This window comes from Streptomyces sp. x-80, assembly GCF_046549095.1.
Taxonomy (GTDB): Bacteria; Actinomycetota; Actinomycetes; order Streptomycetales; family Streptomycetaceae; genus Streptomyces; species Streptomyces celluloflavus.
Genome location: NZ_JAJPWM010000025.1, coordinates 62,867 through 84,844, shown reverse-complemented (window position 1 = coordinate 84,844; position 21,978 = coordinate 62,867). Strand labels below are relative to the sequence as shown.

The following is a 21,978-nucleotide window of genomic DNA, read 5'->3' as shown; positions in this document are numbered from 1 at the left end:
TAGGGAAGTTCCGAGATGGCCGTAAATTCCCCTCCTGTCTTGATCGTTGATGTTCGGCGATGACTACGATGCGGAGCTTTGCTGGCCGCGTGGCAGCCCGGCCGTCTTGTCCGTTCCCACCCGTCGGGCGTGCACCGCACAACCAAGGGGTGTAGATGACCTCGAACAGTTCCCGAGTCAAGACGTACAGCGACAAGCGATATCTGCACACCACGATGGTGCGGCATCTGGGGACGACCGTGGCCCTGGCCATGGACGACTCCCGGCGGATTTTCTACAGCGTGCTGGACCTGGACCGGACGAACCGCACGGATTCCGGGCCGGAGACGGCGTACGCGGTCGACCTGGATGTCGAGCACTGGGCGCAGGACCCGGTGGAACTGCGTTTCCCCGGCGAGATCGCGCGGGCGGGGTTCGCCGTGGTGGGCGCCACGCCGTTACCGCGGGTGAAGCAGGGGGCCCGTGCCGAGGCCACCGCGGATGAGGTGCTGGGCGCGGACGAGATCGACGGTTTCCTGTCCTCGACGGCGAGGCTGAGCGCCCAGGTGCCGTTCCAGGCCGTCTCCGACGGCAGGCATCTCTACATCTTCCGCCAGGCGGTCGGGGCGGCACACGAGGACGCGCTGTACCGGCTCAAGGGCGGCGGCTGCTCCGCCGTGGCGGACCGTACGGACTACCTGCACGGGGCCGACGGCGACGAGCGGGTACAGGTGGCCTCCGACGCGCTGCTGTGCGACCGTTTTCTGCTCGCCGGCGGGCAGCTGAAGCCGGTCATGGAGGTGCGCTACCGGCGCAGTCGGCACCGCACGCTGCCCGACTCGGCCAAGGACAGTCTCGGCACCCGGGACATGGACGGCAACGAGTTCTACGAGCCCACCCTGGAGCTGGGTTTCGCCGGGCGGATCACGCAAGGGCGTTTCACCACGCTGCTGCTGCCGACGGCCGTGCAGGAGGTGCGGCGCTGGCAGTTCTTCGTGCACAACGACCGCACCGGGCGCATCGACGGCTTCAACGTCGAGCAGGGCAAGGACGGGCTGTTCAACACCCAGGGCACCCGGTTCTACACCAGCCCCGATCCGCAGTACCGGAGCTCCGTCTTCGAGCGCAGCCCGGGGCAGTGCCCGTTCACCAAGGCCGACCTGGTGCCGGTGGCCACGGACGAGGGCTTCGCCGAGACGGCGCTGGACTTCGACGGGACCGGCGCGTATGTGAAGGTCGAGGGCGGCGCGGACAGCCCGCTGGGCAGCGGCCCGTACACCATCGAGGCGTGGGTCGCGCCGCGGGCCGTCAACGGGACCGTACTGTCCACCGGTTCCGCGGCGAGCGGGATCACCTTGCGCATCGACGGGGACGGGCTGCTGCGCCTCGGGCACGGCGGCGGGACCCAGGCGGCGGACGGGGCGGAAGGGGAGGCCGAGGGCGCTGCCGAGGCCCGGGAGGAGACCGCCGACGCCCCGCCGGAGGCCGTCTCCGCCGACGCCGTACCGCTGGACGGCTACACCCACATCGCGGCCGTCTACTCCGGTACGAAGGCCGTGCTGTACGTCGACGGTGTGCCGGGCGAGGAGACCGAACTGCCGGTGGTCGAGGGCGCGGGCCCGGTGCTGATCGGGGCCGGGCCGGACGCCGACGCCCAGCCCGGCTCCTTCTTCACCGGTGCCATCGACGAGATTCGCCTCTGGACTCGCCCGCGCGGCGCCGAGGAACTGCTGCGCGACCGCTCCTACCGGCTGATCGGGGACGAGTCGGGCCTGAGCGGCTACTACCGTTTCGACGCGGGCGCGGGCACCACGCTGTACGACCAGACGGACTCCGCCGCGCACGGCGCGCTGCTCGGCGACCCGCGGTGGATCACCTCCGAGGCGCCGATCGGCGACCACCCGGGCGTACGCCGGGAGAGCTTCTCCGTGCCGACGCGCACGGTGGGCTCCGGTCTCGCCTCGGTGCTCTACTACCAGCAGGAGGAGGCGGTCAGCGGCCACTCGGCCGAGCCCAAGCCGCTCAAGCGGCACGCCCGTGTGCTGCTGACGTGGGTGGCGGGCCCGCAGGAGGGTGCCGACGACAGCTCAGGCCAAGCGGCCACGAGCGAGGACGCGGGCGCGACGACGGCCGACGGCTCCCTGGCCGTCCTGGATCTGGCGGTCGCGCGTGACGGACGCCTCGCCCAGCTCCCCGACGCGGTGAGCCTTCCGACGATCGGCGAGACCGTACAGGCGGTGGACCCGGAGGCGATCGCCGCGCTGGGGCAGTCGATCGAAGACCTCAAGGCGGAACTGGCCCAGGCCCAGAAGTCGCTGGTGGACGTCAAGCAGCTTCCCGCCCTGGAGAAGGAGCGCCGCACGAAGGCCGCCAGGGTCAAGAGCCTGGGCGACCAGATGACGCCAGGCGCACCGATCCAGGGCAAGAGGTATTTCGTTCGTTACCCCGCGTCGGACCAGGAAGAGTCCGACGCAAAGCAGAGCCTCAGCCTGGTGGCGAAGGTTCCGCACGGCGCGGACTCGGCGGAGGTCACTTTCGTGGCCGGGGCGGTTGACGAGACAGCCGATTGGATCTTCGAGTTCTTCGACCGGAGCACGTCACGAACCATGTACGGGGGGCACGTGAACGCGCGATGCCGGCTGGTACACGTGCAATCCAAGATGCTCCTGGCTGTCACGGAGGGCCAGCAGCTGGTCGTACGTCCGCGCAAGGGGGACGAGGCCGAGATCTTCGACTACACCTGGACCGTAGTCTCCGATCCCCACCAGTCCTATCGCCGCTACGGCACCCTTTCCAAGGGCAGCAGCTTTCTGCTCGTGGAGTCCGGCAAGCCGACCCTCAAGGTGGTCAGTTCCGAGGCGCCCCTGTCACAGTTCCGGCCGGCCTGGCAGGGAGGCGCCCAGGTGGTGAAGCTCCGGGCCGAGGCAAAGGCCGAACTGACCGCCCTCGACCGCCGGATCAAGGATCTCAAGCACCAGCAGAGCATCAGCGCCCAGACCAGGCAGCGCATCACCGGTATCGAGACCGACCTCGCCGCCAAACAGGAGGAGTTGGGGCACGTCACGGGTGGCCTGAAGGGCCGCAGCGCCCTGAGCCTGGCCATGCCCCAGCTCGGCCGGGACCGGCTGGGGCTGGGCTGGTCCGGGGGGCTGCTGACGTTTGCCCGTACCAGGACGGCGCCGTTCCTTCTGGACAGCGGAACCGGGCACCTCGGGCTGTACTTCCAGGACGACGAGGGCCACTTCACCGCCGCGTACTACGACACGTCCGTCGCACGCTCCGCCAAGGCGCTGGCCGTCGGCGAGGAGTGCAGCATCCTGCTGACGGCCCGCGATCCCGGTACCGACCTCAAGCAGGTCACCGCCGAGGTGAGCGCCGGGGACCACCCGGACCGGTGTGTGGTGACGCTCCGCGAGAGCGACGGCGGGACCACCGCGGACGAAGAGGTGTGGCCCATGCTGCCCCGCCGCGCCGACCAGCTCGTCGAGATCCTCAACGGGGTGATCCACGAGCCGGTGGTGATCGGCGAGGCCACATACGCCCAGGACGGGGTGCTCACGCTCACCGCCCCCGCCGGCCTGCCCGTGCCGGCGGGCAGCCTGCTCGACGTGGACGGTGAGGTGCTCGTCGTGCAGGAGGCGGCCGAGGCGACCGCCACCGGGATCACGCTCGCTCCCGGTGACGACGTGGCGTGGGTGACCCCCGGCTCCCCGGTGCGCCTGATCTCGTACTCCCCCCACCTGGTGCGGCACAGCCGGCCCGGCGCCACCGCCACCTACGGCTCACGCCTGGTCACCGCCAACCTCGTGGGCGCGCCGGCCGACGTGCCGGACGGCAGCGCGACGGACCTGACCGACGCGCGGCCCACCCGCTGGTGGGGCGACATCCCCGGCCGCGCCCTGTCCTTCACGGCGAACTCCCGCCCGCCCGCCCTCCCGACCGAGCGGCACGACGCGGTACGGGCCGCCGACGACCTCACTCTGGAGGCGTGGGTTCAGCCGAAGGCCGGAGACACGGGGGACGCGGAGGACTGCGTACGGCTGGTCCATGCCAACGTGCCCGAGTCGCAGTACAGCCTCGCCCTCGGGAAACCGGGCGACGGCGGGGCCCGTCCGCTGGTCGCCGCGGTGGGCAACCGCTGGGTGACCAGCCGCACGGCCGTGCCCGACGGCCGGTGGACGCATGTGGCCGCCGCGTTCGAACAGTCCTGGGCCCTGCGCCTGGGCGGCAAGGCGTCCCTGGAGGTCGCCCACACCGACGCCCTCAACCTCACCCGCGATCTGACCGTCGAGGTGTTCCTCCAGGCCGACGCCCTCGGGTCGGTGCAGGGCCTGGTATCCAAGGGCCGCATCGCCGACGGCCGCGGGCAGCATGTGCCCTACCAGCTGGCCCTCGACGCCGAAGGACATCTCGTCCTGGCGACCGAGGCCGCCAATGGGGACGTCTTCCGCTTCACCTCGGAAAAAACGATCACGGCGGGCAGCTTCCACCGGGTGGCGGTGGTCCGCAAGCCGGGCCAGACCATGGAGGAGAAGCCGGGCAAGAAGGAATTCACGGTCACCGATGCCGCCGGGAACCCGACCACCCACACGGTTCCCGTCATCGAGTCGATCCTCATGCACGAATGGTTCGACTACCGCTTCTACATCGACGGCGAGGACGCCGGGTCCTTCCGGCACAACGGGGCCGCGCCGCTGGGCAGCACCGGCCCCCTGGACATCGGCTGCGGCTGGCAGGGCGCGGCCCCGCAGCACTTCACCGGCCTGATCAGCGAGGTGCGGATCTGGAACACCGCCCGGGACGAGACGCAGATCGCGGGCCCGGTGACCGCCCGCGAACAGGGCCTGGCGGCGCACTGGCGCTTCGAGGAGAACGAGGGCAACACGGCCCGGGACGAGACCGACGCGCACCCGGCCCGGCTGCACGGCGCCACCTGGGCGAAGAACCCCGACCCGCGCGGCAGCGTCTTCCGCCTCTACCTCGACGGCAGCCCCGTCCCCTGCGACGCGCTCGCCGCCGATGCCCTGCCCGATGACGGGGAGTACGGGGACCAGCAGTTCGCGCTGGCCGGCCGGACCGACGGCGGCACGGCCCAGGAGCTCTACACCGGAACGCTGGAGGAGGTCCGGGTCTGGCGCACCGCGCGCACCGAGGAGCAGATCCTGGACAACCTGTTCACCCGGCTGCGGGGCGAGAAGGAAGAGCTGCTGGCGTACTACCCGTTCGACGACGACTCCACCGAGGAGTCGGCACAGGCCGTACTCGACAGCGGGCTGCGCGGCTGCGATCTGCTGCTGCCCACCGATGAGGCGGCCCGGCCCACCCCCCTCCTGTCCACCGCCCCGATCTCCGGGGACACGGCAGAGGTGCGGCCGGCCTTCTCCAAGGTCAGCACCCGCTACTCGCAGACCATCACCGGGGTGCCGGCGGCGTCCGAGTACGCCGACCTCCAGTACGACGCACGCGGCGGCACCCGTGGCGTACTCAAGCGCTGCTACGGATTCGTGAGCGACGGCGCCTGGCAGCTGGTCACCGGCTACAAGATCGGCAATCTGCTCACGGAGTGGGTCAGCCAGATCCAGTTCGCCCCACAGATCATCGGCTTCATCGAGGGGGCGCCCCCGGTCCCGTCCGAGAACATGGTGGCCACCAAGAACCCCAAGCACTTCAGCTATCTCAACGCCTCGTCGGTGGAGTTCGTCCAGGCCGACGAGGTGGTCAATACGCTGTCCTCGACGCAAGACCGCGGTGTGGACACCGCGTTCGGCATCTCGCTGTCCAAGGAAGTCGACGTCAACACGCTGATGATCATGGCGCCGCTCGGCATGGGAGTGGCCAAGCCCGCGGCCCAGGGCGGTGTGAGCCTGTACGGCGGCGGGAACCTGGAGATCCACAACGGCTGGGGCGACGAGACCGAGGTGTCCCAAGGGCAGAACACCGCCCGCTCGACCTCGGTGGGCCTGTCCGGCGGCTGGGAGGACTCCAACCCCGACAACCAGCTCAACTCCCATGACGGACGGCGGTTCGTGCCCTCCAACACCGGATACGCGCTCGTCCAGTCCGAGACCGCGGATGTCTTCGCGCTGCGCCTGGCACACAACCACGCGCTCGTCTCGTACCGCGTGCTGCCCAACCCGGACATCCCCCGGGACTGGAACATCCTCCCCTTCCCGATCAACCCCCTCTACACCAAGCAGGGCACCCTGGACGGCACGGTCGGCGTCGACGGGAACGGCGAGCGCGTCTTCGACACGGACTACCAGGGCGCGCCCGCCTACGGCGAGCACAGCTACTTCAAGCCCCGCGAGGCGTATGCGCTCAAACGCCGTATCACGGAGGAGCAGCAGCGCCTCCAGGCCCACTACGACACGGTCTCCACCGAGACCCACGCCGCGGACCCGACGGCCGACCGGGCGCGCAAGCTGCTCGGCGATTTCATCGGCCCGGTGCGCAAGCCGGAGCGCGGGACGCCGCGTACCACCGAGACCGCGCGCGGTTTCTCCCGCCGCAATATCGCCAACACCTACGCCTGGTCGGCCGACGGCGGCTTCTTCGCGGAGACCACCGAGGCCACCGACGTCGTCACCGAGGTGACCTCGGGTTCCTTCGACATCTCCGGTTCGCTGTCCTTCTCTGCCTCCGGCGGCGTCAAGATCTTCGGGGTCGGCGCGACGCTCCAGGTGGACGTCTCCGCCGGCGGCGCGCTGCACCGGACCCGCGCCCGTACGCGGGAGGCCACCCGCAGCTTCAGCCTCAACGTGGTCTGCGACCCGCCCGGCGACATGCAGGGCTACGACAAGGACGCCAACCCGGTCTTCGAGGACGACGGCACCCCGGTGACGGTCCCAGGACGCGTGGACGCGTACCGGTTCATGACGTTCTACCTGGACGCCGACAAGGACAACTTCGAGGACTTCTACGCCAAGGTCGTCGACCCGAAATGGCTCCAGGGCAGTAACGACCCCAACGCGGCGGCCCTGCGCCAGGCCCGCCAGTCCGAGAAGAAGCCGCCGTGCTGGCGCGTCATGCACCGGGTGACCTTCATCAGCCGCACCCTGTCGGAGACCGTCCCCGACAGCGCGCCCGCGGTGGAGAAGGCGATGCGGGCGGAGAACATCGACAGCAACTACGAACTGATCAGGAAGCTGGAGCCGTACATCAAGGACCGCGCCACCAGCTACCGCGAGCTGGCCAGGGCCGTACGCGACACGCTCGCCCGGCAGTTCCCGGGTCTGGTCCCGCACACTGAGCAGATCATCGGCTATCTGTCCGTCTACTACGCACTCGGAGAGTAGCCACCAAGCCCCCGGTGACCTGCCGTGGCAGGTCACCGGGGGAACGGCTCCGCGGCACGACGAGGCTCCCGGCGGACGGTCCCACGAACGACTCGGATCAACCGGGTCGGATCAACCGGGCTGCCGGGAGCTTCGCGTACCCGAAGACAGCGGCGACGGCGCTGACAGCGGTGTCCGCCGCCCTTCCGGTGACCGGCTCCGTCCGGCTGCGCGGCCCGCTCGCCGAGACGCTCCGGCGGGCGGGCGGCGGCGCCGCGCTGAGGGCGGTACGGCCCCGGGCCCGCCGCGCCCGAGCCGGGCCGGGAGTCAGGCCGACGTCGGCGCGGCAGGCGGCCCCCCGGCCGCCCCCGGCCCGCCGCTGCCGTCCACGTCCCAGCCATCTACGTCCCGGCCGCCCGTCCCCCGGCCGCCCGTGCTCTCGCCGCCCGTCCCCGCCCCGTCCGCCGCGCCCCGTGGCGCGCCGTACGCCACCAGCGTCAGCACCAGCAGCCCCAGCACGGCCATCAGCACCACGAACGCGAACCAGCCGACCAGGGCCACGGCGACCGCGCCGAGCAGCCCGTTGACCACCGCGCAGCTGATCAGCAGGGCGCGGGCGAAGCGGCCGGGGGCGCGGTCGCGCAGCGCGGCGCGGAGCGGGACGACGGCGCAGCAGAGGAGATAGAGGCCGAAGAGCAGACCGGCCAGCCAGGCTCCGGCGGACATCGCGTGCGGTGCCAGCCCCGCCAGCGACATCTGCTGCCGGTCCACGAAGATGCTCAGGACCCAGTTGAGGAGCACGGTCCCGAGTGCCTCCAGGACCAGCACCGCCGCCGTCACCAAGGCCACCGGCCTGCGCGCCGCCACCCCGCCCACCCACTTCCGCCGTTGTCGGGCCCGCGCGCCCCGTGGCCGCGCGCCGCCCCCGTCCGTCCCCCTACCCGCCCCCTGTTACCGCGAGTACGGAAGACATCCCGCACGCTACTAACGGGTAATGGCCGGAGCAAGGGTCCGCGCGGGGTGCGTCCGGCCGCCGCCGGGCGCGCCGTCCCCGCCACGGCCGCCCGCAAAGATTCCTTCGCCCATTCGTAGGGACTCCACAAAGAATTGACGAACCGCTGAACGGCCACACCCCGAGACCTAGGCCACACCAGGGCCCCGTCCGGAACCGCGAAATCCGGGCCTACCCTGGGATATCAGGGAACTACGGCCCTCCAGTAACGCTCTCCGAACGCTCCGTGTGGGCAAGGTCACCCCGGGGAGCGGGTCGGCACGCGGTGTCGCCAGTCCCTAAACTCGGCTTGTTTCAAGGGAGGAGCCATCGTGCGCAAGGTGCTCATCGCCAACCGTGGCGAAATCGCTGTCCGCGTTGCCCGTGCATGCCGGGACGCCGGAATCGGGAGCGTAGCCGTCTATGCCGAGCCTGACCGGGACGCCCTGCACGTCCGCGCGGCAGACGAGGCGTACGCCCTGGGCGGTGACACACCTGCCACCAGCTACCTGGACATCGCCAAAGTCCTTGCGGCCGCCGCCGATTCCGGCGCGGACGCCATTCACCCGGGTTACGGCTTCCTCTCCGAGAACGCCGAGTTCGCGCAGGCCGTCCTGGACGCGGGCCTGACCTGGATCGGCCCGCCCCCGCAGGCCATCCGGGACCTCGGCGACAAGGTCGCCGCCCGGCACATCGCCCAGCGCGCCGGTGCGCCGCTGGTCGCCGGCACCCCGGACCCGGTCTCCGGCGCGGACGAGGTCGTCGCCTTCGCCCGCGAGCACGGCCTGCCGATCGCCATCAAGGCGGCCTTCGGCGGCGGCGGCCGCGGCCTGAAGGTCGCCCGCACCCTCGAAGAGGTCCCGGAGCTGTACGACTCCGCGGTCCGCGAGGCGGTCGCCGCCTTCGGCCGCGGCGAGTGCTTCGTCGAGCGCTACCTCGACCGCCCCCGGCACGTCGAGACCCAGTGCCTGGCCGACCAGCACGGCAATGTCGTCATCGTCTCGACCCGGGACTGCTCGCTCCAGCGCCGCCACCAGAAGCTGGTGGAGGAGGCCCCCGCGCCGTTCCTGAGCGACGAGCAGAACGCCGAGCTGTACCGCGCCTCCAAGGCCATCCTCAAGGAGGCCGGCTACGTCGGCGCCGGGACCTGCGAGTTCCTCGTCGGCCAGGACGGCACCATCTCCTTCCTGGAGGTCAACACCCGCCTCCAGGTGGAGCACCCGGTCACCGAAGAGGTCGCCGGCATCGACCTGGTCCGCGAGATGTTCCGTATCGCGGACGGCGAGGAGCTCGGCTACGACGACCCCGCGGGGCGCGGCCACTCCTTCGAGTTCCGCATCAACGGCGAGGACCCGGGCCGCGGCTTCCTGCCCGCCCCCGGCACCGTCACCCGCTTCGACGGCCCCAGCGGTCCCGGTGTGCGCCTGGACGCGGGCGTGGAGTCCGGCAGCGTCATCGGCCCCGCCTGGGACTCGCTGCTCGCCAAGCTGATCGTCACCGGCGCCACCCGCGAGGAGGCGCTCCAGCGCGCGGCCCGTGCGCTGGACGAGTTCACCGTCGAGGGCATGGCCACCGCCATCCCCTTCCACCGCACCGTCGTCAGGGACCCGGCGTTCGCGCCCGAACTGACCGGTTCCGCCGACCCGTTCACGGTCCACACCCGGTGGATCGAGACCGAGTTCAAGAACGAGATCCCGGCGTTCACCGCGGCGGGTACGGACGAGGCCGAGGCGGACAGCCGCGAGACGGTCGTCGTCGAGGTCGGCGGCAAGCGCCTGGAGGTCTCGCTGCCCTCCTCGCTCGGTATGCCGCTGGCCCGCGCCGCGGTGGCCGGTGGCGCCAAGCCCAAGCGCAAGGCCGCCAGGAAGTCCGGCAGCGCCGCCTCCGGGGACGCGCTCGCCTCCCCGATGCAGGGCACCATCGTCAAGGTCGCCGTCGAGGAGGGCCAGCAGGTCGCCGAGGGCGAACTGGTCGTCGTCCTGGAGGCGATGAAGATGGAGCAGCCGCTCAACGCCCACCGGGCCGGCACCATCAAGGGCCTGACCGCCGAGGTCGGCGCGTCCCTCAGCTCCGGCGCCGTGATCTGCGAGATCAAGGACTGACGTAGCGGGAGTCTTCGCGCGTGGGGCGCCCGGCGGATTTCCGCCGGGCGCCCCACGCGTTCGCCCCCGTCCGGCGGGCCGCTACGAGGTTCCGACGACGTCCTCCGGGAAGGTCAGCGATTTGCTCATCCACTGGAGCGCCGCGGGCAGTTCGCGCCGCCAGGTGGCGAAGTTGTGGCTGCCGTGGTCGAGGACGATCGAGTCCGCCCGCATCGGGGCCTTGACCGCGCCCAGGAACGCCTGGGCCGCCGGATAGTTCTTCTCCCCCGAGCGGCTGGTGCCCACCAGGACGTTCACCCGCGGGGCGGGCAGCTCCTTCAGCCGCCACATCAGGTCGTGCTCCTGCCTGCGGCGTATCCGGTCCTTGCCGTCGCCGAAGAGATTGCCGGTGGTGGCGTCGTTGGCGACCTTGTAGTCGGGCGAGAGGGCCACCGCCGAGGGGTACGTCCGCGGGTGGCGCATGGCCAGCTGGAGGGCGCAGCTGCCGCCCGAGGAGTAGCCCAGCACGCCCCAGCCGCCCGGGTCGCGGCCGACGCGGTAGTGCGACTTCAGGGCGTCCGGCACATCGTGCGCGAAGAACGTCTCGGCCTGCGGCCCGCCCGGCACGTCGACGCACTGGGTGTCGCGCGGCGGCGCGATGGTGGGCCGCAGCATCACGATGACGGTCGGCTGCATCTTCCCGTCCCGGATCAGCCCGGCGGCGGTCTGCGGCAGCCGCAGATGCTGCCCCAGCAGGAACGTGCCGCCCGGATAGCCGCTCAGCGCGACGACGACGGGGAACCGCTGCCGGGCGTACTGCGGCTGGAAGTACTGCGGCGGCAGATAGACGTACGCGGGGTTCACGACCCGGGTCCGCTTGCCGACGATCCGTACGGTCTCCACCTTGCCGGCCGTCTGCGGCGGGCCCGTCGGCAGCCCGTGCACCTTGTCCAGACCGTCCGGCCCCGACGCCTGGACGAGGCCCTTCGACGGGTCCCCGGCGGGCCCGGCCAGCCCCGCGTCACCCCATTTGCCGACGGCGGCCGGGGCGTCGTCGTACAGGCCGAGCAGTTCCCGCCAGGAGGCGTAGAACTGGAAGTTGCTGTTCACCGCGAGGCCGAGCGCGGCGACGATGGCCAGCTGGGTGGCGACCAGCGTGCCGAGCCGCCCGCACACCGCCCGCGGCCCGCGCCCGGCGAACCGCGGCCACTGCCAGACCGTGAGCCCCACACAGACCACGGCGACCACCACCATGGTGTACAACAGCGTTCGGCTGGTCAGTCCCATGATGTTTCCCCAGTGTCCCGGCGCCGGGTACGGCGTTCTCCAGCGGTCCCGGACGCGTCCGGAAGACCTCATTGCGCCAGGTTTGATGGCTCTTGGGACGGCGGCGTTGCGACCTCGCCGAGGTGTTCGGGCACCCGCCCACCACGGTACGCCGGGGCTTCATCCACCGGCCGCCGCCCCGCAACCGGCCCCGCGGGGGACGGGGGTGCCCGCGGGGCGCCGCGGTCCGGCCACGGACACGGGGCGGCGCACCCGAGCGGCGGCGGCCGCCGATCGCGCAGTGGCATCCTGGACCCACCGGGCCGGGACCGGCCGGGTCGAGGGAGGACGGCGATGGCGACCGACACGGCAGGGCAGCGGCGGACCGGGCAGCGCCCCGCGACAGAGGCGTCGGTGGCGCACCCGCCGCCGGGGGCGGAAGCGGGGACGCCCGCCGCCACCGGGACCCCGGCACCCGCCGTACGCCCCATGCGGGCCGACGCCCGCCGCAACTACGAGCGGCTGCTGACCGTGGCCCGTACCGCCTTCACCGAGCACGGCACGGACACGTCGCTGGAGGACATCGCGCGCCGTGCGGGCGTCGGTATCGGCACGCTCTACCGGCACTTCCCCCACCGCACGGCCCTGATGGGCGCGGTCTTCCAGGGGGAGGTGGACGCGCTGCTGGCGCAGGCCCGGGAGCTGGCGGACGCGCCGCAGCCGTGTGCCGCGCTGGTCGAATGGCTGCGCGCGATCATCACGCACGCCACCACCTACCGCGGCCTGTCGCGCGCGCTGATGGCCGCGTCGGTGGACGACAGTTCGGGGATGGCGCGGTGCAGCGTGCCGATGCGCGAGGCGGGCGGCGCACTGCTGACCCGCGCCCAGCGGGCCGGTGCCGTACGCCCCGATGTGAACATCGGCGATCTGATGCAGCTGACGAACGGCATCGCGCTGGCCGCCGAGGAGTCGCCGGACGACCCGGAACTGGCCGACCGGCTGCTGACCCTCACCCTCAGCGGCCTCAAGGGCCGCTGACGGGGCCGCGTACCACGGCCCCGCAGCGCGGGCTGCCCGTACCCGCCCGGTCCCTCAGCGCCGCCGCGGGGCCAGATCGGCCACCCGGCCGCCCGACGCCTCCGACAGCGGGGTGGCCGAGCGCAGCTGGGGCGCCGGGCCGCCGCCGCCCGGCGGGTGGTTGCGCCGCTGGCCCGGCAGCGGCACATCCCGCCGGGGGCCCCGGCGGTCCCCCGCGGCGCTCTCCGGGCCCGGCCGGCCCGGCGCCTGCCCGGCTCCCGAACCGCCGCCACCGGCGGTGACGGCGATCTGCACACCCTGGTCGGCCAGGGCCTGCAACTCGGTCGCGGCCCGGTCGTCGTGACACGGCGGCTCGTCGGTGACCAGCCGCGTGATCACGTCCGTCGGCACCGTCTGGAACATCGTGTCGGAGCCGAGCTTGGTGTGGTCGGCGAGCACCACCACCTCCCCCGCCGCCTGCACCAGCGCCCGGTCGACGCTGGCGGAGAGCATGTTGGAGGTGGACAGGCCGCGCTCGGCGGTCAGCCCACTGCCCGACAGGAAGGCGCGGGACACCCGCAGGCCCTGGAGGGACTGCTCGGCACCGCTGCCGACCAGCGCGTAGTTGGAACCGCGCAGGGTGCCGCCGGTCATCACGACTTCGACGCGGTTGGCATGGGCCAACGCCTGGGCGACCAGCAGGGAGTTGGTGACCACGGTCAGACCGGGCACCCGCGCGAGCCGGCGGGCCAGCTCCTGGGTGGTGGTCCCGGCGCCGACGACGATGGCCTCGCCCTCGTCGACGAAGCTGGCGGCGAGGTCGGCGATGGCCGTCTTCTCCGCGGTCGCTAGATGGGATTTCTGCGGGAACCCGGATTCCCGGGTGAACCCTCCCGGCAAGACCGCACCGCCGTGCCGGCGGTCGAGCAGCCCTTCTGCCTCCAACGCACGCACGTCTCGCCGTACGGTGACTTCGGAGGTCTGGACGACACGGGCGAGCTCCCGGAGCGAGACGGCTCCGTTCGCGCGCACCATTTCAAGGATCAATTGGCGACGTTCTGCAGCGAACACGAAACTGACAGTAACGCCAACGTCCGTCTGGTTTCAGCAGGTTGCACCAATTAACGGAAGTTGTTCACAGCGCGCCCGGCAAAGTGGTATGCATGCCGCATATGTCGAACGCCCGGCCGATCAGGCCCGTTCGACGCCGCCTCCCCGGCTCTCCCGGCCCTCCCGGCCCTCCCGGCCCTCCCGGTCCGTCCGATCCCACCAGCCCGCGCCCCGTCCACCGCTACGCGTCGGCGCCCTTCCGGGTGTGCAACTGCCGCGCGACCTCGGCGATCGAGCCGGACAGGGACGGGTAGACGGTGAAGGCGCTGGCGATCTGTTCGACCGTCAGGTTGTTGTCGACCGCGATGGAGATGGGGTGGATCAGCTCGCTGGCGCGCGGCGAGACGACCACACCGCCGACGACGATGCCGGTACCGGGGCGGCAGAAGAGCTTCACGAAGCCGTCGCGGATGCCCTGCATCTTCGCGCGCGGGTTGCGCAGCAGGGGGAGCTTGACGACCCGGGCGTCGATCCGGCCGTTGTCGACGTCGGCCTGGGAGTAGCCGACGGTGGCGATCTCCGGGTCGGTGAAGACGTTCGCGGAGACGGCCTTGAGGTTCAGCGGCGTGACCGCGTCGCCCAGGAAGTGGTACATCGCGATCCGGCCCTGCATCGCGGCGACGGACGCCAGCGCGAGGACACCGGTGCAGTCGCCGGCCGCGTACACGCCGGGGGCGGTGGTGCGGGAGACCTTGTCGGTCCAGATGTGGCCGGACTCCTTGAGGCTGACGCCGGCCTCGGCCAGGCCGATGCCCGTGGTGTTCGGGATGGAGCCGACCGCCATCAGACAGTGGGTGCCGGAGATCGTCCGGCCGTCGGCCAGCGTCACCTCGACGCGGTCGCCGACCCGCTTGACCGCGGCGGCGCGGGAGCGGGCCATGACGTTCATCCCGCGGCGCCGGAAGACGTCCTCCAGGACGGCGGCGGCGTCCGGGTCCTCACCGGGCAGCACCCGGTCGCGGGAGGAGACGAGGGTGACGCGGGAGCCCAGCGCCTGGTAGGCACCGGCGAACTCGGCGCCGGTGACACCGGAGCCGACCACGATGAGCTCCTCGGGGAGCTCGTCCAGGTCGTAGACCTGCGTCCAGTTCAGGATGCGCTCGCCGTCCGGCAGCGCGTCCGGGATCTCGCGGGGGTGCGCGCCGGTGGCGATCAGCACCGCGTCCGCGATCAGCGTCTCCTCGGCGCCGTCGGCGGCGGTCACCGTCACCCGGCGCGAGCCGTCCGGCGACTGGCCGGGCTCCAGCCGGCCGCGGCCGCGCAGCACACGGCCGCCGGCCCGGGTCACCGAGGCGGTGATGTCGTGCGACTGGGCGAGCGCGAGGCGCTTGACCCGCCGGTTGACCTTGCCGAGGTCCACGCCGACGACCCGCGCGGACCGGTCCGCGCCGGACGCGCCGTCCTCGACGATGATGCCCAGCTCGTCGTACGAGGAGTCGAAGGTCGTCATCACCTCGGCCGTCGCGATAAGAGTCTTCGACGGTACGCAGTCGGTGAGTACCGACGCCCCGCCCAGACCGTCGCAGTCGACGACGGTCACCTCCGCGCCGAGAGAGGCGCCCACCAGGGCCGCCTCGTATCCGCCGGGTCCGCCACCGATGATCACGATCCGAGTCACGTACTCCATTGTCCCGCACGTCTGTACGCCGCTCTCCCCGGGGGCCGGTGTGCCGCCTTTCCGGACGCCCCCGGCCGCTCCGCTGCTCCGTTGTACGAATCTCCCGTACCACGGGCCCACCGGATAACCTCCCGTACCCTCGGAGCCATGTCGCTCTACGCCGCGTACGCCGGCAACCTCGACGCGCGGCTGATGTCCCGCCGCGCACCGCACTCGCCGCTGCGCGGCACCGGCTGGCTCAACGGCTGGCGGCTCACCTTCGGCGGTGAGCAGATGGGCTGGGAAGGCGCGCTGGCGACGATCGTCGAGGCCCCCCGCTCCCAGCTCTTCGTCGCCCTCTACGACATCGCGCCCATGGACGAGGACTCCATGGACCGGTGGGAGGGCGTGGGCCTGGACGTCTACCGCCGGATGCGGGTGCGGGTGCACACGCTGGACGGCGACGAGGCGGCCTGGACCTATGTCCTCAACGGCTACGAGGGCGGTCTGCCGTCGGCCCGCTATCTGGGCGAGATCGCGGACGCCGCCGAGTCGGCGGGCGCGCCGCACGACTATGTGATGGAGCTGCGCAAGCGGCCCTGCTGACGGCGGGCGGCCCGGCGGGGCCCGGTCCGTACGGCGCCGTCCCGGGCGTGTCGGGGCGGGTGCCGCGACACGCCCGGGGCGGCGGTCCGCCGAAAAACACCGGAGACCGGTCCCGGCGCCGCGCGCGGCGACATCTACGCGCGTAGGCAATTACCGGCTACCCTCGTCCGCGTGAACGCATCAGTTACTTCGGACATCGCGCGCGACCCGCAGGGCGCCGCCGACGCCGCCGCCGCACGCCTGCGCGAGCTCACCGGCGCCGAGACCCACGACGTCGCCCTGGTGATGGGCTCCGGCTGGGCCCCGGCCGCCGAGGCGCTGGGCGCGCCCGAGCACGAGTTCCCGGTCACCGAGCTGCCCGGCTTCCCGGCCCCGGCCGTCGCCGGACACGGCGGCACGATCCGCTCGTACCGGGTCGGCGCGAAGCGTGCGCTGGTCTTCCTGGGCCGTACGCACTACTACGAGGGCCGCGGGGTCGCCGCCGTCGCGCACGGCGTCCGTACCGCCGTCGCCGCCGGCTGCAAGACCGTCGTGCTCACCAACGGGTGCGGCGGGCTGCGCGAGGGCATGCGTCCCGGCCAGCCGGTCCTCATCAGCGACCACCTCAACCTCACCGCCACCTCCCCGATCGTCGGCGCGAACTTCGTCGACCTGACGGACCTGTACTCGCCGCGGCTGCGCGCGCTGTGCAAGGAGGTGGACGCGAGCCTGGAGGAGGGCGTCTACGCGCAGTTCCCCGGCCCGCACTACGAGACCCCGGCCGAGATCAAGATGGTCCGGACCCTGGGCGCGGACCTGGTCGGTATGTCCACCGTCCTGGAGGCCATCGCCGCGCGCGAGGCCGGCGCCGAGGTGCTGGGCCTGTCGCTGGTGACGAACCTCGCCGCCGGTATGACGGGCGAGCCGCTCAACCACGAGGAGGTGCTCCAGGCCGGCCGCGACTCCGCGACCCGGATGGGCAGCCTGCTCGCCCAGGTGCTCGGCAAGCTCTGAGCCCGTTCGGGGGCGGAACAGTGAGGCCGGTGACCGGATCGGCTTCCGGAGGCCGAGGCAGTGTCCGGAGGCCGGGTCGGCTTCCGAAGGCCGGGGCCGTGTCCGGTGACCGGGTCGGCTTCCGAAGGCCGGGGCCGTGTCCGGTGACCGGGTCGGCTTCCGAAGGCCGGGGCCGTGTCCGGTGACCGGATCGGCCGAGTCCGGAGGCCGGGTCGGCTTCCGGCAGCCGAGGCAGTGCCCGATGACCGGATCGGCCGAGTCCGGAGGCCGGGTCGGCTTCCGGCAGCCAAGGCAGTGCCCGGTGACCGGGTCGGCTTCCGGTGGCCGGACTTCATCCCGTGGCCGGGCGCGGCGGCGGTATGCTCCCGCCCCGCCGTCGCGCCCGCCGGACCGGCCCCGCGTCCGCCCCGTGTGCCGTCCGCGCGGCCCCGGTCGTCCGGCGTCCGCTCCCCCACCCGCAGACCACCGTCAGACCGTCAGGCACCCGCATCCACCGTCAGGAGCATCACGTGGCTACCGATCCCGCGGAGCTGATCAGCCGGGCCAAGGCATGGCTGGCCGAGGACCCCGACCCGGAGACCCGGGAGGAACTGTCCGCGCTCATCGGCTCAGAGGACCTCCCCGAACTGGCCGCCCGGTTCGCCGGCACCCTCCAGTTCGGCACCGCCGGGCTGCGCGGGGAGCTGGGCGCGGGCCCGATGCGGATGAACCGCTCGGTGGTCATCCGCGCGGCGGCCGGTCTCGCCGCGTATCTGAAGGCCCGGGGCGACAGCACGGGACTGGTCGTCATCGGCTACGACGCGCGCCACAAGAGCGCCGACTTCGCCCGTGACACCGCGGCCGTGATGGTCGGCGCCGGACTCCGGGCCGCGGTGCTGCCCCGCCCGCTGCCCACCCCCGTCCTGGCCTTCGCCATACGGCACCTGGGCGCGGTCGCCGGTGTCGAGGTCACCGCCAGCCACAACCCGCCGCGGGACAACGGCTACAAGGTCTATCTGGGCGACGGCTCGCAGATCGTGCCGCCCGCGGACGGCGAGATCGCCGCCGAGATCGCCGCGGTCCGCTCGCTGGCCGACGTACCGCGGCCGGAGTCCGGCTGGCAGACCCTCGGTGACGAGGTCCTGGCCGCCTATCTGGCGCGTACGGACGCCGTGCTGACCCAGGGCTCCCCCCGGGACGCGCGGGTCGTCTACACGCCGATGCACGGCGTCGGCCGGGACACCCTCGTCGCCGCCTTCGCGCGGGCCGGGTTCCCGGCCCCGGTGGTCGTCGCGGAACAGGCCGAGCCGGACCCGGACTTCCCCACCGTCGCCTTCCCCAACCCGGAAGAGCCCGGTGCGATGGACCTCGCGTTCGCCACCGCCAGGGCCCTGGACCCGGGCAGTGTGGACATCGTGATCGCCAACGACCCGGACGCGGACCGCTGCGCCGTCGCCGTGCCGGACCCCGCCACCGCGGACGGCTGGCGGATGCTGCGCGGCGACGAGGTCGGCGCGCTGCTCGCCGCCCATCTCGCGGGCAAGCTGCGGACCGGCGAGGAGACGGGGGACGGCGGGCGGCGGGGCACCTTCGCCACCACGATCGTGTCGTCCTCCCTGCTGTCGCGGATCGCGGCCGCCGACGGCCTCCCGTACGAGGAGACGCTGACCGGCTTCAAGTGGCTGGCCCGGGTGGACGGTCTGCGGTACGCGTACGAGGAGGCGCTCGGCTACTGCGTCGATCCGGCGGGCGTCCGCGACAAGGACGGCATCACCGCCGCCCTGCTGATCGCGGAGCTGGCCGCCGGGCTCAAGCGGTCCGGCCGCACCCTCACCGACCTGCTCGACGACCTGGCGCTGAAATTCGGGCTGCACGCCACCGACCAGCTCTCGGTGCGGGTCGAGGACCTGTCGCTGATCGCCGACGCCATGCGCAGGCTGCGCGAGCAGCCGCCGACGGTGCTGGCCTGCCTGGCGGTGACCGGTGCCGAGGACCTCTCCCGGGGCACCGCGGCGCTGCCGCCGACCGACGGGCTGCGCTACCACCTGTCCGGTTCGCCGGAGTCGGGGGTGACGGCCGGCCGGGTGGTGGTCCGGCCCAGCGGCACCGAGCCCAAGCTGAAGTGCTATCTGGAGGTCGTCGTCCCGGTGGCCTCGGCGCAGTCGCTGCCCGCGGCCCGCGCGCAGGCCGCCGCGGCGCTGGCCGCGGTCAAGGCGGACCTGTCGGCGGCGGCCGGCATCTGACCCGGCCGTCCGGGGCGCCCCGCCCCGTCGCACATGAAGCGGGCCCCGGTCCTCCGGGGCCCGCTTCACGTACAAGGACGGCAGCCGCCCGCCGCCTACAGCGCCATCATCACGATCAGCCCGACCGCGCCGGCCACGCAGGGGGCGATGATCCCGTAGGCCCAGCGCACCACCGGCTCACCCTTGGCGCTCTCGCGGTGCGCGGCCCGTTCCTTGATCTCGCGCAGCTCGTCCATGGTCTGGTCGGCCATCGCGCGCGGCGCCGGGCCCGCGTCGGCCTGCGGGCCGAAGCGGCCGCGCGCGTTCGTGCCGCGCGCCGCCTGCCGGTTGGCCTTCTTGCGCTGCCGCAGCGACACCGGCACGGCCCACAGCTGGTACTTCCCGCCGCTGGTGAAGACCTCGGCGGAGAACCCCGCCCGCAGATCGTCCACGGCGCCCCAGGGCAGCGTGATGGTACGGAACGGATTGCGCACCAGCAGCCGGTCCTCGCCCGCCCGCACCAGGGGCCGCAGGGTGTACGCGGCCACCAGCGGCACGCCGAGGAGCAGGGCGAACCCCGCCATGATCTTGGTCTGGGCCACGCCCCGCAGCAGCGCGTCACCGCCGAGCCAGAGTCCGAGCAGGATCAGCAGCCCGCCACCGACCAGGGCCGCGGGCGAGCGGTAGCTGCGCTCCGCGTACTGCTGCTGGGGCGGGGTGGACTGTTCGCTCGTCATGCTGCCGATTCTGCCTGACCGTCCGGATGCCGGACATTGCGTTACGGCATCATTCGGGCCGGTGGGCGTCCGGCGCCGCGGTCGGGTCACCGCGGCGCCGGACGCCGTGCGCCGGACGCCGTTGTGGGAGATGCGGTGCGGGGGATACGCCCCGCCGTGGGCCACGCGCCGTACGCGGCGCACCGCTACGGCGTCAGATCGGCGTACACGATGATGTTGTCCGGCCGGTGGCCGTCGACGAGGGCGCCGCCGCAGGTGATCAGCCGCAGCTCGGGGCGGTCGGTGTCGCCGTAGACCCGCTGGGTGGGGAAGCTCTTCTTGTCCACCTGCTGGAGCTCGCGGACCGTGAAGACCGCCGTCGTACCGTCCGCGCGGTCCACCGAGATCCGGTCGCCGGGCTTGATCCGGCCGACGTTGCGGAGCACGGCGGGGCCGTTGACGGTGTCGTAGTGACCGATGAGGACGGCGGGGCCCTGTTCGCCGGGTGTGACGCCCTTGTCGTACCAGCCGATCCGGTCGGCCTGCGCGACGGTGGGCACCTCGACCGTCCCGTCCGCGGCCAGCCCCAGGCGCGGCACCGGCCCGGTGCGCACCTCCGCGGCGGGGATGCGGACCCGCACGGGCGGCGAGGCCGGCAGCGGGGTCGCCGTGGCGTGCTGCGGGGCGAGGGCGGGCGGCGGGACGGCGGCCGCCCGCACCTGGACCGGCGGCGCCCCGTCCGAGGCGCCGCGGCCCATCAGCCCCCAGGCCATCAGCGCACCGCCCAGGACCAGGAGGAGCAGACCGGCCGCGGCCGGGCCGCGGCCCGCCGTACACCCCGTGAGGCGGCGGCTCAACTCCGCGATCCCTCCGGGCGGCGGTTGCGCCGCACCGCGTACGCGATACCGGCGGCACCGACCGCGGCGACGGCCCCGCCCGCCGCGATCAGCGGGGTGCTGTCGGGCGTCCGGACCCCCTCGGCCCCGGCCGCGACGCCGCCCTTGGGCACCACCGTGGTCCGGCCGCCGACGGGCCTGGCCGGCGCGGCGGCGTCCGTGGTCCCGCTCCCGGCCGTGCCGCCGCTGCCGGCGCCGTGCTGTCCGGTGGTGCCACAGTCCTTGGAGACCGAGGGGAAGGCGAGGGTCCCGGCCGGGTGGCCGCCGCCCTGCATCTGGTACCGGAACGTGGGGTGCGCACCGTACGGGTCGATGATCTTCGCGCCGAACCGGGACAGGGTGGGGTGCGCGCGGTCGAGGAGGACGCCGCGGAGCGGCTTGCCGTCCGTGTCCGCGAAGGCCACCTTGGGGCCCTGCGGTCCCATGGTCAGGATGGCCATGGTGCCGGCGCCGATGTCGTGGCGCAGGGTGGCGGTGCAACTCGTGTGCGCGGCCACGGTCCTGCCGCCCGTCGTGTGCGCGGCCTTGTCGCCGTCGTGCCCGGTGCCGGTCCGCTCGCCGCCGGTGGCCGGTGCGGTGGCCGGCGGCATCGGGTAGCTCCGGTCGCCGCCGGTGCCGCCGCTGACCCGCAGCTGCGGAGCCTTGCCCTTGCCCACCGCGTCCACCAGCCGGACGGACACGCCGTGGAACCGCTCGGCGGGGTGCGTGCGGTTCAGCAGCCCGAGCACCTTGACCAGGTACACGTCCCCCGGCTTCCACTGCGGGCCGACGTAGCGGATCCACGCCTCGGGACCGCCGGTGACGGGGTCGTGGCGCAGCACGGCCACCATGCCGTCGCCGATGTGGACCGGCGTGCCCTGGTAGCGCTGGGCGCCGTCGGCGGCCGCCGCCACGGCGGTGACGGTCCGCGGCGCGGACGAGGCGGCGGGGGCGGTGGCGAAGGCGCTGGAGACGGGGGCGAGAACGGCCACCGCCACCGCGGCGGCAGCGGCGCCGGCGCGCAGCGCGAGGGTGGTGGTGCCCTTACGGCGCAGTGGCGGACGGCGGTGGAGCTGAGCGGACATGAGTGACCCCCGGGACGTTTCCGGTCGTGCTGAGACGGAACCGCAGGGCACCTCCCGCTGCGTGCGGAACCGGGAACCGGTGCAGTGTGGCGCGGTGCGGTGAGGCAGAAACTACGGGGCTCCTGTGATGACAGCTCCGCCGCTGTGTAACAGACACCTCACAGAATTCCATCACTCCCTTCACCCG

At 72.8% G+C, this 21,978-nt stretch carries 13 protein-coding genes; 6 read left to right on the top strand and 7 right to left on the bottom strand.

Annotated features, from left to right (window positions below; translation table 11 throughout):
* Nucleotides 1-155: 155 nt before the first annotated feature.
* Nucleotides 156-7,274 (top strand): LamG-like jellyroll fold domain-containing protein, encoded by a 7,119-nt coding sequence (locus ACLJWH_RS36140; RefSeq protein ID WP_411146028.1) that lies wholly within the window; start codon nucleotides 156-158, stop codon nucleotides 7,272-7,274.
* Between the two features lie 306 nt (nucleotides 7,275-7,580).
* Here the strand turns inward: ACLJWH_RS36140 and ACLJWH_RS36135 are convergent, their stop codons facing one another.
* Nucleotides 7,581-8,129 carry a hypothetical protein gene (locus tag ACLJWH_RS36135; RefSeq protein WP_411146027.1) on the bottom strand — a complete coding sequence of 183 codons (549 nt, stop codon included), beginning with the start codon at nucleotides 8,127-8,129 and terminating at the stop codon, nucleotides 7,581-7,583.
* A 447-nt stretch (nucleotides 8,130-8,576) separates the two neighbouring features.
* Here ACLJWH_RS36135 and ACLJWH_RS36130 point away from each other — a divergent pair, with 447 nt between their 5' ends.
* A complete protein-coding gene (locus ACLJWH_RS36130) occupies nucleotides 8,577-10,346 on the top strand; it encodes an acetyl/propionyl/methylcrotonyl-CoA carboxylase subunit alpha (protein ID WP_411146026.1) in 1,770 nt (589 codons plus the stop codon).
* A gap of 81 nt (nucleotides 10,347-10,427) precedes the next feature.
* Here ACLJWH_RS36130 and ACLJWH_RS36125 read toward each other — a convergent pair whose 3' ends face one another.
* Entirely contained in the window at nucleotides 10,428-11,612 is a 1,185-nt protein-coding gene (locus ACLJWH_RS36125; RefSeq protein ID WP_411146025.1) for an alpha/beta hydrolase, read from the bottom strand.
* 468 nt (nucleotides 11,613-12,080) lie between these two features.
* On the opposite strand from ACLJWH_RS36125, the gene ACLJWH_RS36120 reads away from it, so the two are divergent.
* The gene (locus ACLJWH_RS36120) at nucleotides 12,081-12,629 is read left to right on the top strand and encodes a TetR/AcrR family transcriptional regulator (RefSeq protein ID WP_411146045.1); all 549 of its coding nucleotides are present in this window, start codon (nucleotides 12,081-12,083) and stop codon (nucleotides 12,627-12,629) included.
* 54 nt (nucleotides 12,630-12,683) lie between these two features.
* Here the strand turns inward: ACLJWH_RS36120 and ACLJWH_RS36115 are convergent, their stop codons facing one another.
* Together ACLJWH_RS36115 and ACLJWH_RS36110 are read right to left on the bottom strand one after the other, a co-directional pair.
* Nucleotides 12,684-13,643 (bottom strand): DeoR/GlpR family DNA-binding transcription regulator, encoded by a 960-nt coding sequence (locus ACLJWH_RS36115; protein ID WP_411146044.1) that lies wholly within the window; start codon nucleotides 13,641-13,643, stop codon nucleotides 12,684-12,686.
* Nucleotides 13,644-13,899: 256 nt separating this feature from the next.
* The gene (locus ACLJWH_RS36110; RefSeq protein WP_411146024.1) at nucleotides 13,900-15,345 is read right to left on the bottom strand and encodes an NAD(P)H-quinone dehydrogenase; all 1,446 of its coding nucleotides are present in this window, start codon (nucleotides 15,343-15,345) and stop codon (nucleotides 13,900-13,902) included.
* A 138-nt stretch (nucleotides 15,346-15,483) separates the two neighbouring features.
* Between ACLJWH_RS36110 and ACLJWH_RS36105 the strand changes: the two genes are divergently transcribed.
* The 3 genes from ACLJWH_RS36105 (at nucleotide 15,484) to ACLJWH_RS36095 (ending at nucleotide 19,136) form a co-directional block, all read left to right on the top strand.
* A complete protein-coding gene (locus ACLJWH_RS36105) occupies nucleotides 15,484-15,921 on the top strand; it encodes a gamma-glutamylcyclotransferase (RefSeq protein WP_052860327.1) in 438 nt (145 codons plus the stop codon).
* A gap of 171 nt (nucleotides 15,922-16,092) precedes the next feature.
* Nucleotides 16,093-16,914 carry a purine-nucleoside phosphorylase gene (locus ACLJWH_RS36100; RefSeq protein WP_411146023.1) on the top strand — a complete coding sequence of 274 codons (822 nt, stop codon included), beginning with the start codon at nucleotides 16,093-16,095 and terminating at the stop codon, nucleotides 16,912-16,914.
* Between the two features lie 509 nt (nucleotides 16,915-17,423).
* Entirely contained in the window at nucleotides 17,424-19,136 is a 1,713-nt protein-coding gene (locus ACLJWH_RS36095) for a phospho-sugar mutase (protein WP_411146022.1), read from the top strand.
* 95 nt (nucleotides 19,137-19,231) lie between these two features.
* On the opposite strand, the gene ACLJWH_RS36090 is transcribed toward ACLJWH_RS36095, so the two are convergent.
* The 3 genes from ACLJWH_RS36090 to ACLJWH_RS36080 form a co-directional block, all read right to left on the bottom strand.
* Nucleotides 19,232-19,852 carry a PH domain-containing protein gene (locus ACLJWH_RS36090; RefSeq protein WP_411146021.1) on the bottom strand — a complete coding sequence of 207 codons (621 nt, stop codon included), beginning with the start codon at nucleotides 19,850-19,852 and terminating at the stop codon, nucleotides 19,232-19,234.
* A 185-nt stretch (nucleotides 19,853-20,037) separates the two neighbouring features.
* On the bottom strand, nucleotides 20,038-20,688 hold the full coding sequence (locus tag ACLJWH_RS36085; protein WP_411146020.1) for a class F sortase: 651 nt from the start codon (nucleotides 20,686-20,688) through the stop codon (nucleotides 20,038-20,040).
* Nucleotides 20,685-21,791, bottom strand: a complete 1,107-nt coding sequence (locus tag ACLJWH_RS36080) for a hypothetical protein (RefSeq protein WP_411146019.1) — start codon at nucleotides 21,789-21,791, stop codon at nucleotides 20,685-20,687. Before ACLJWH_RS36080 ends, ACLJWH_RS36085 begins: the two co-directional genes overlap by 4 nt.
* Between the last annotated feature and the right edge of the window lie 187 nt (nucleotides 21,792-21,978).

Bases quoted from the DNA above. Each gene is read 5' to 3' on its own strand.
- ACLJWH_RS36105 (WP_052860327.1), top strand. From the start codon at position 15,484: ATGTCGCTCTACGCCGCGTACGCCGGCAACCTCGACGCGCGGCTGATG.
- ACLJWH_RS36125 (WP_411146025.1), bottom strand. From the start codon at position 11,612: ATGGGACTGACCAGCCGAACGCTGTTGTACACCATGGTGGTGGTCGCC.
- ACLJWH_RS36080 (WP_411146019.1), bottom strand. From the start codon at position 21,791: ATGTCCGCTCAGCTCCACCGCCGTCCGCCACTGCGCCGTAAGGGCACC.
- ACLJWH_RS36120 (WP_411146045.1), top strand. From the start codon at position 12,081: ATGCGGGCCGACGCCCGCCGCAACTACGAGCGGCTGCTGACCGTGGCC.
- ACLJWH_RS36115 (WP_411146044.1), bottom strand. From the start codon at position 13,643: ATGGTGCGCGCGAACGGAGCCGTCTCGCTCCGGGAGCTCGCCCGTGTC.
- ACLJWH_RS36140 (WP_411146028.1), top strand. From the start codon at position 156: ATGACCTCGAACAGTTCCCGAGTCAAGACGTACAGCGACAAGCGATAT.
- ACLJWH_RS36090 (WP_411146021.1), bottom strand. From the start codon at position 19,852: ATGACGAGCGAACAGTCCACCCCGCCCCAGCAGCAGTACGCGGAGCGC.
- ACLJWH_RS36110 (WP_411146024.1), bottom strand. From the start codon at position 15,345: ATGGAGTACGTGACTCGGATCGTGATCATCGGTGGCGGACCCGGCGGA.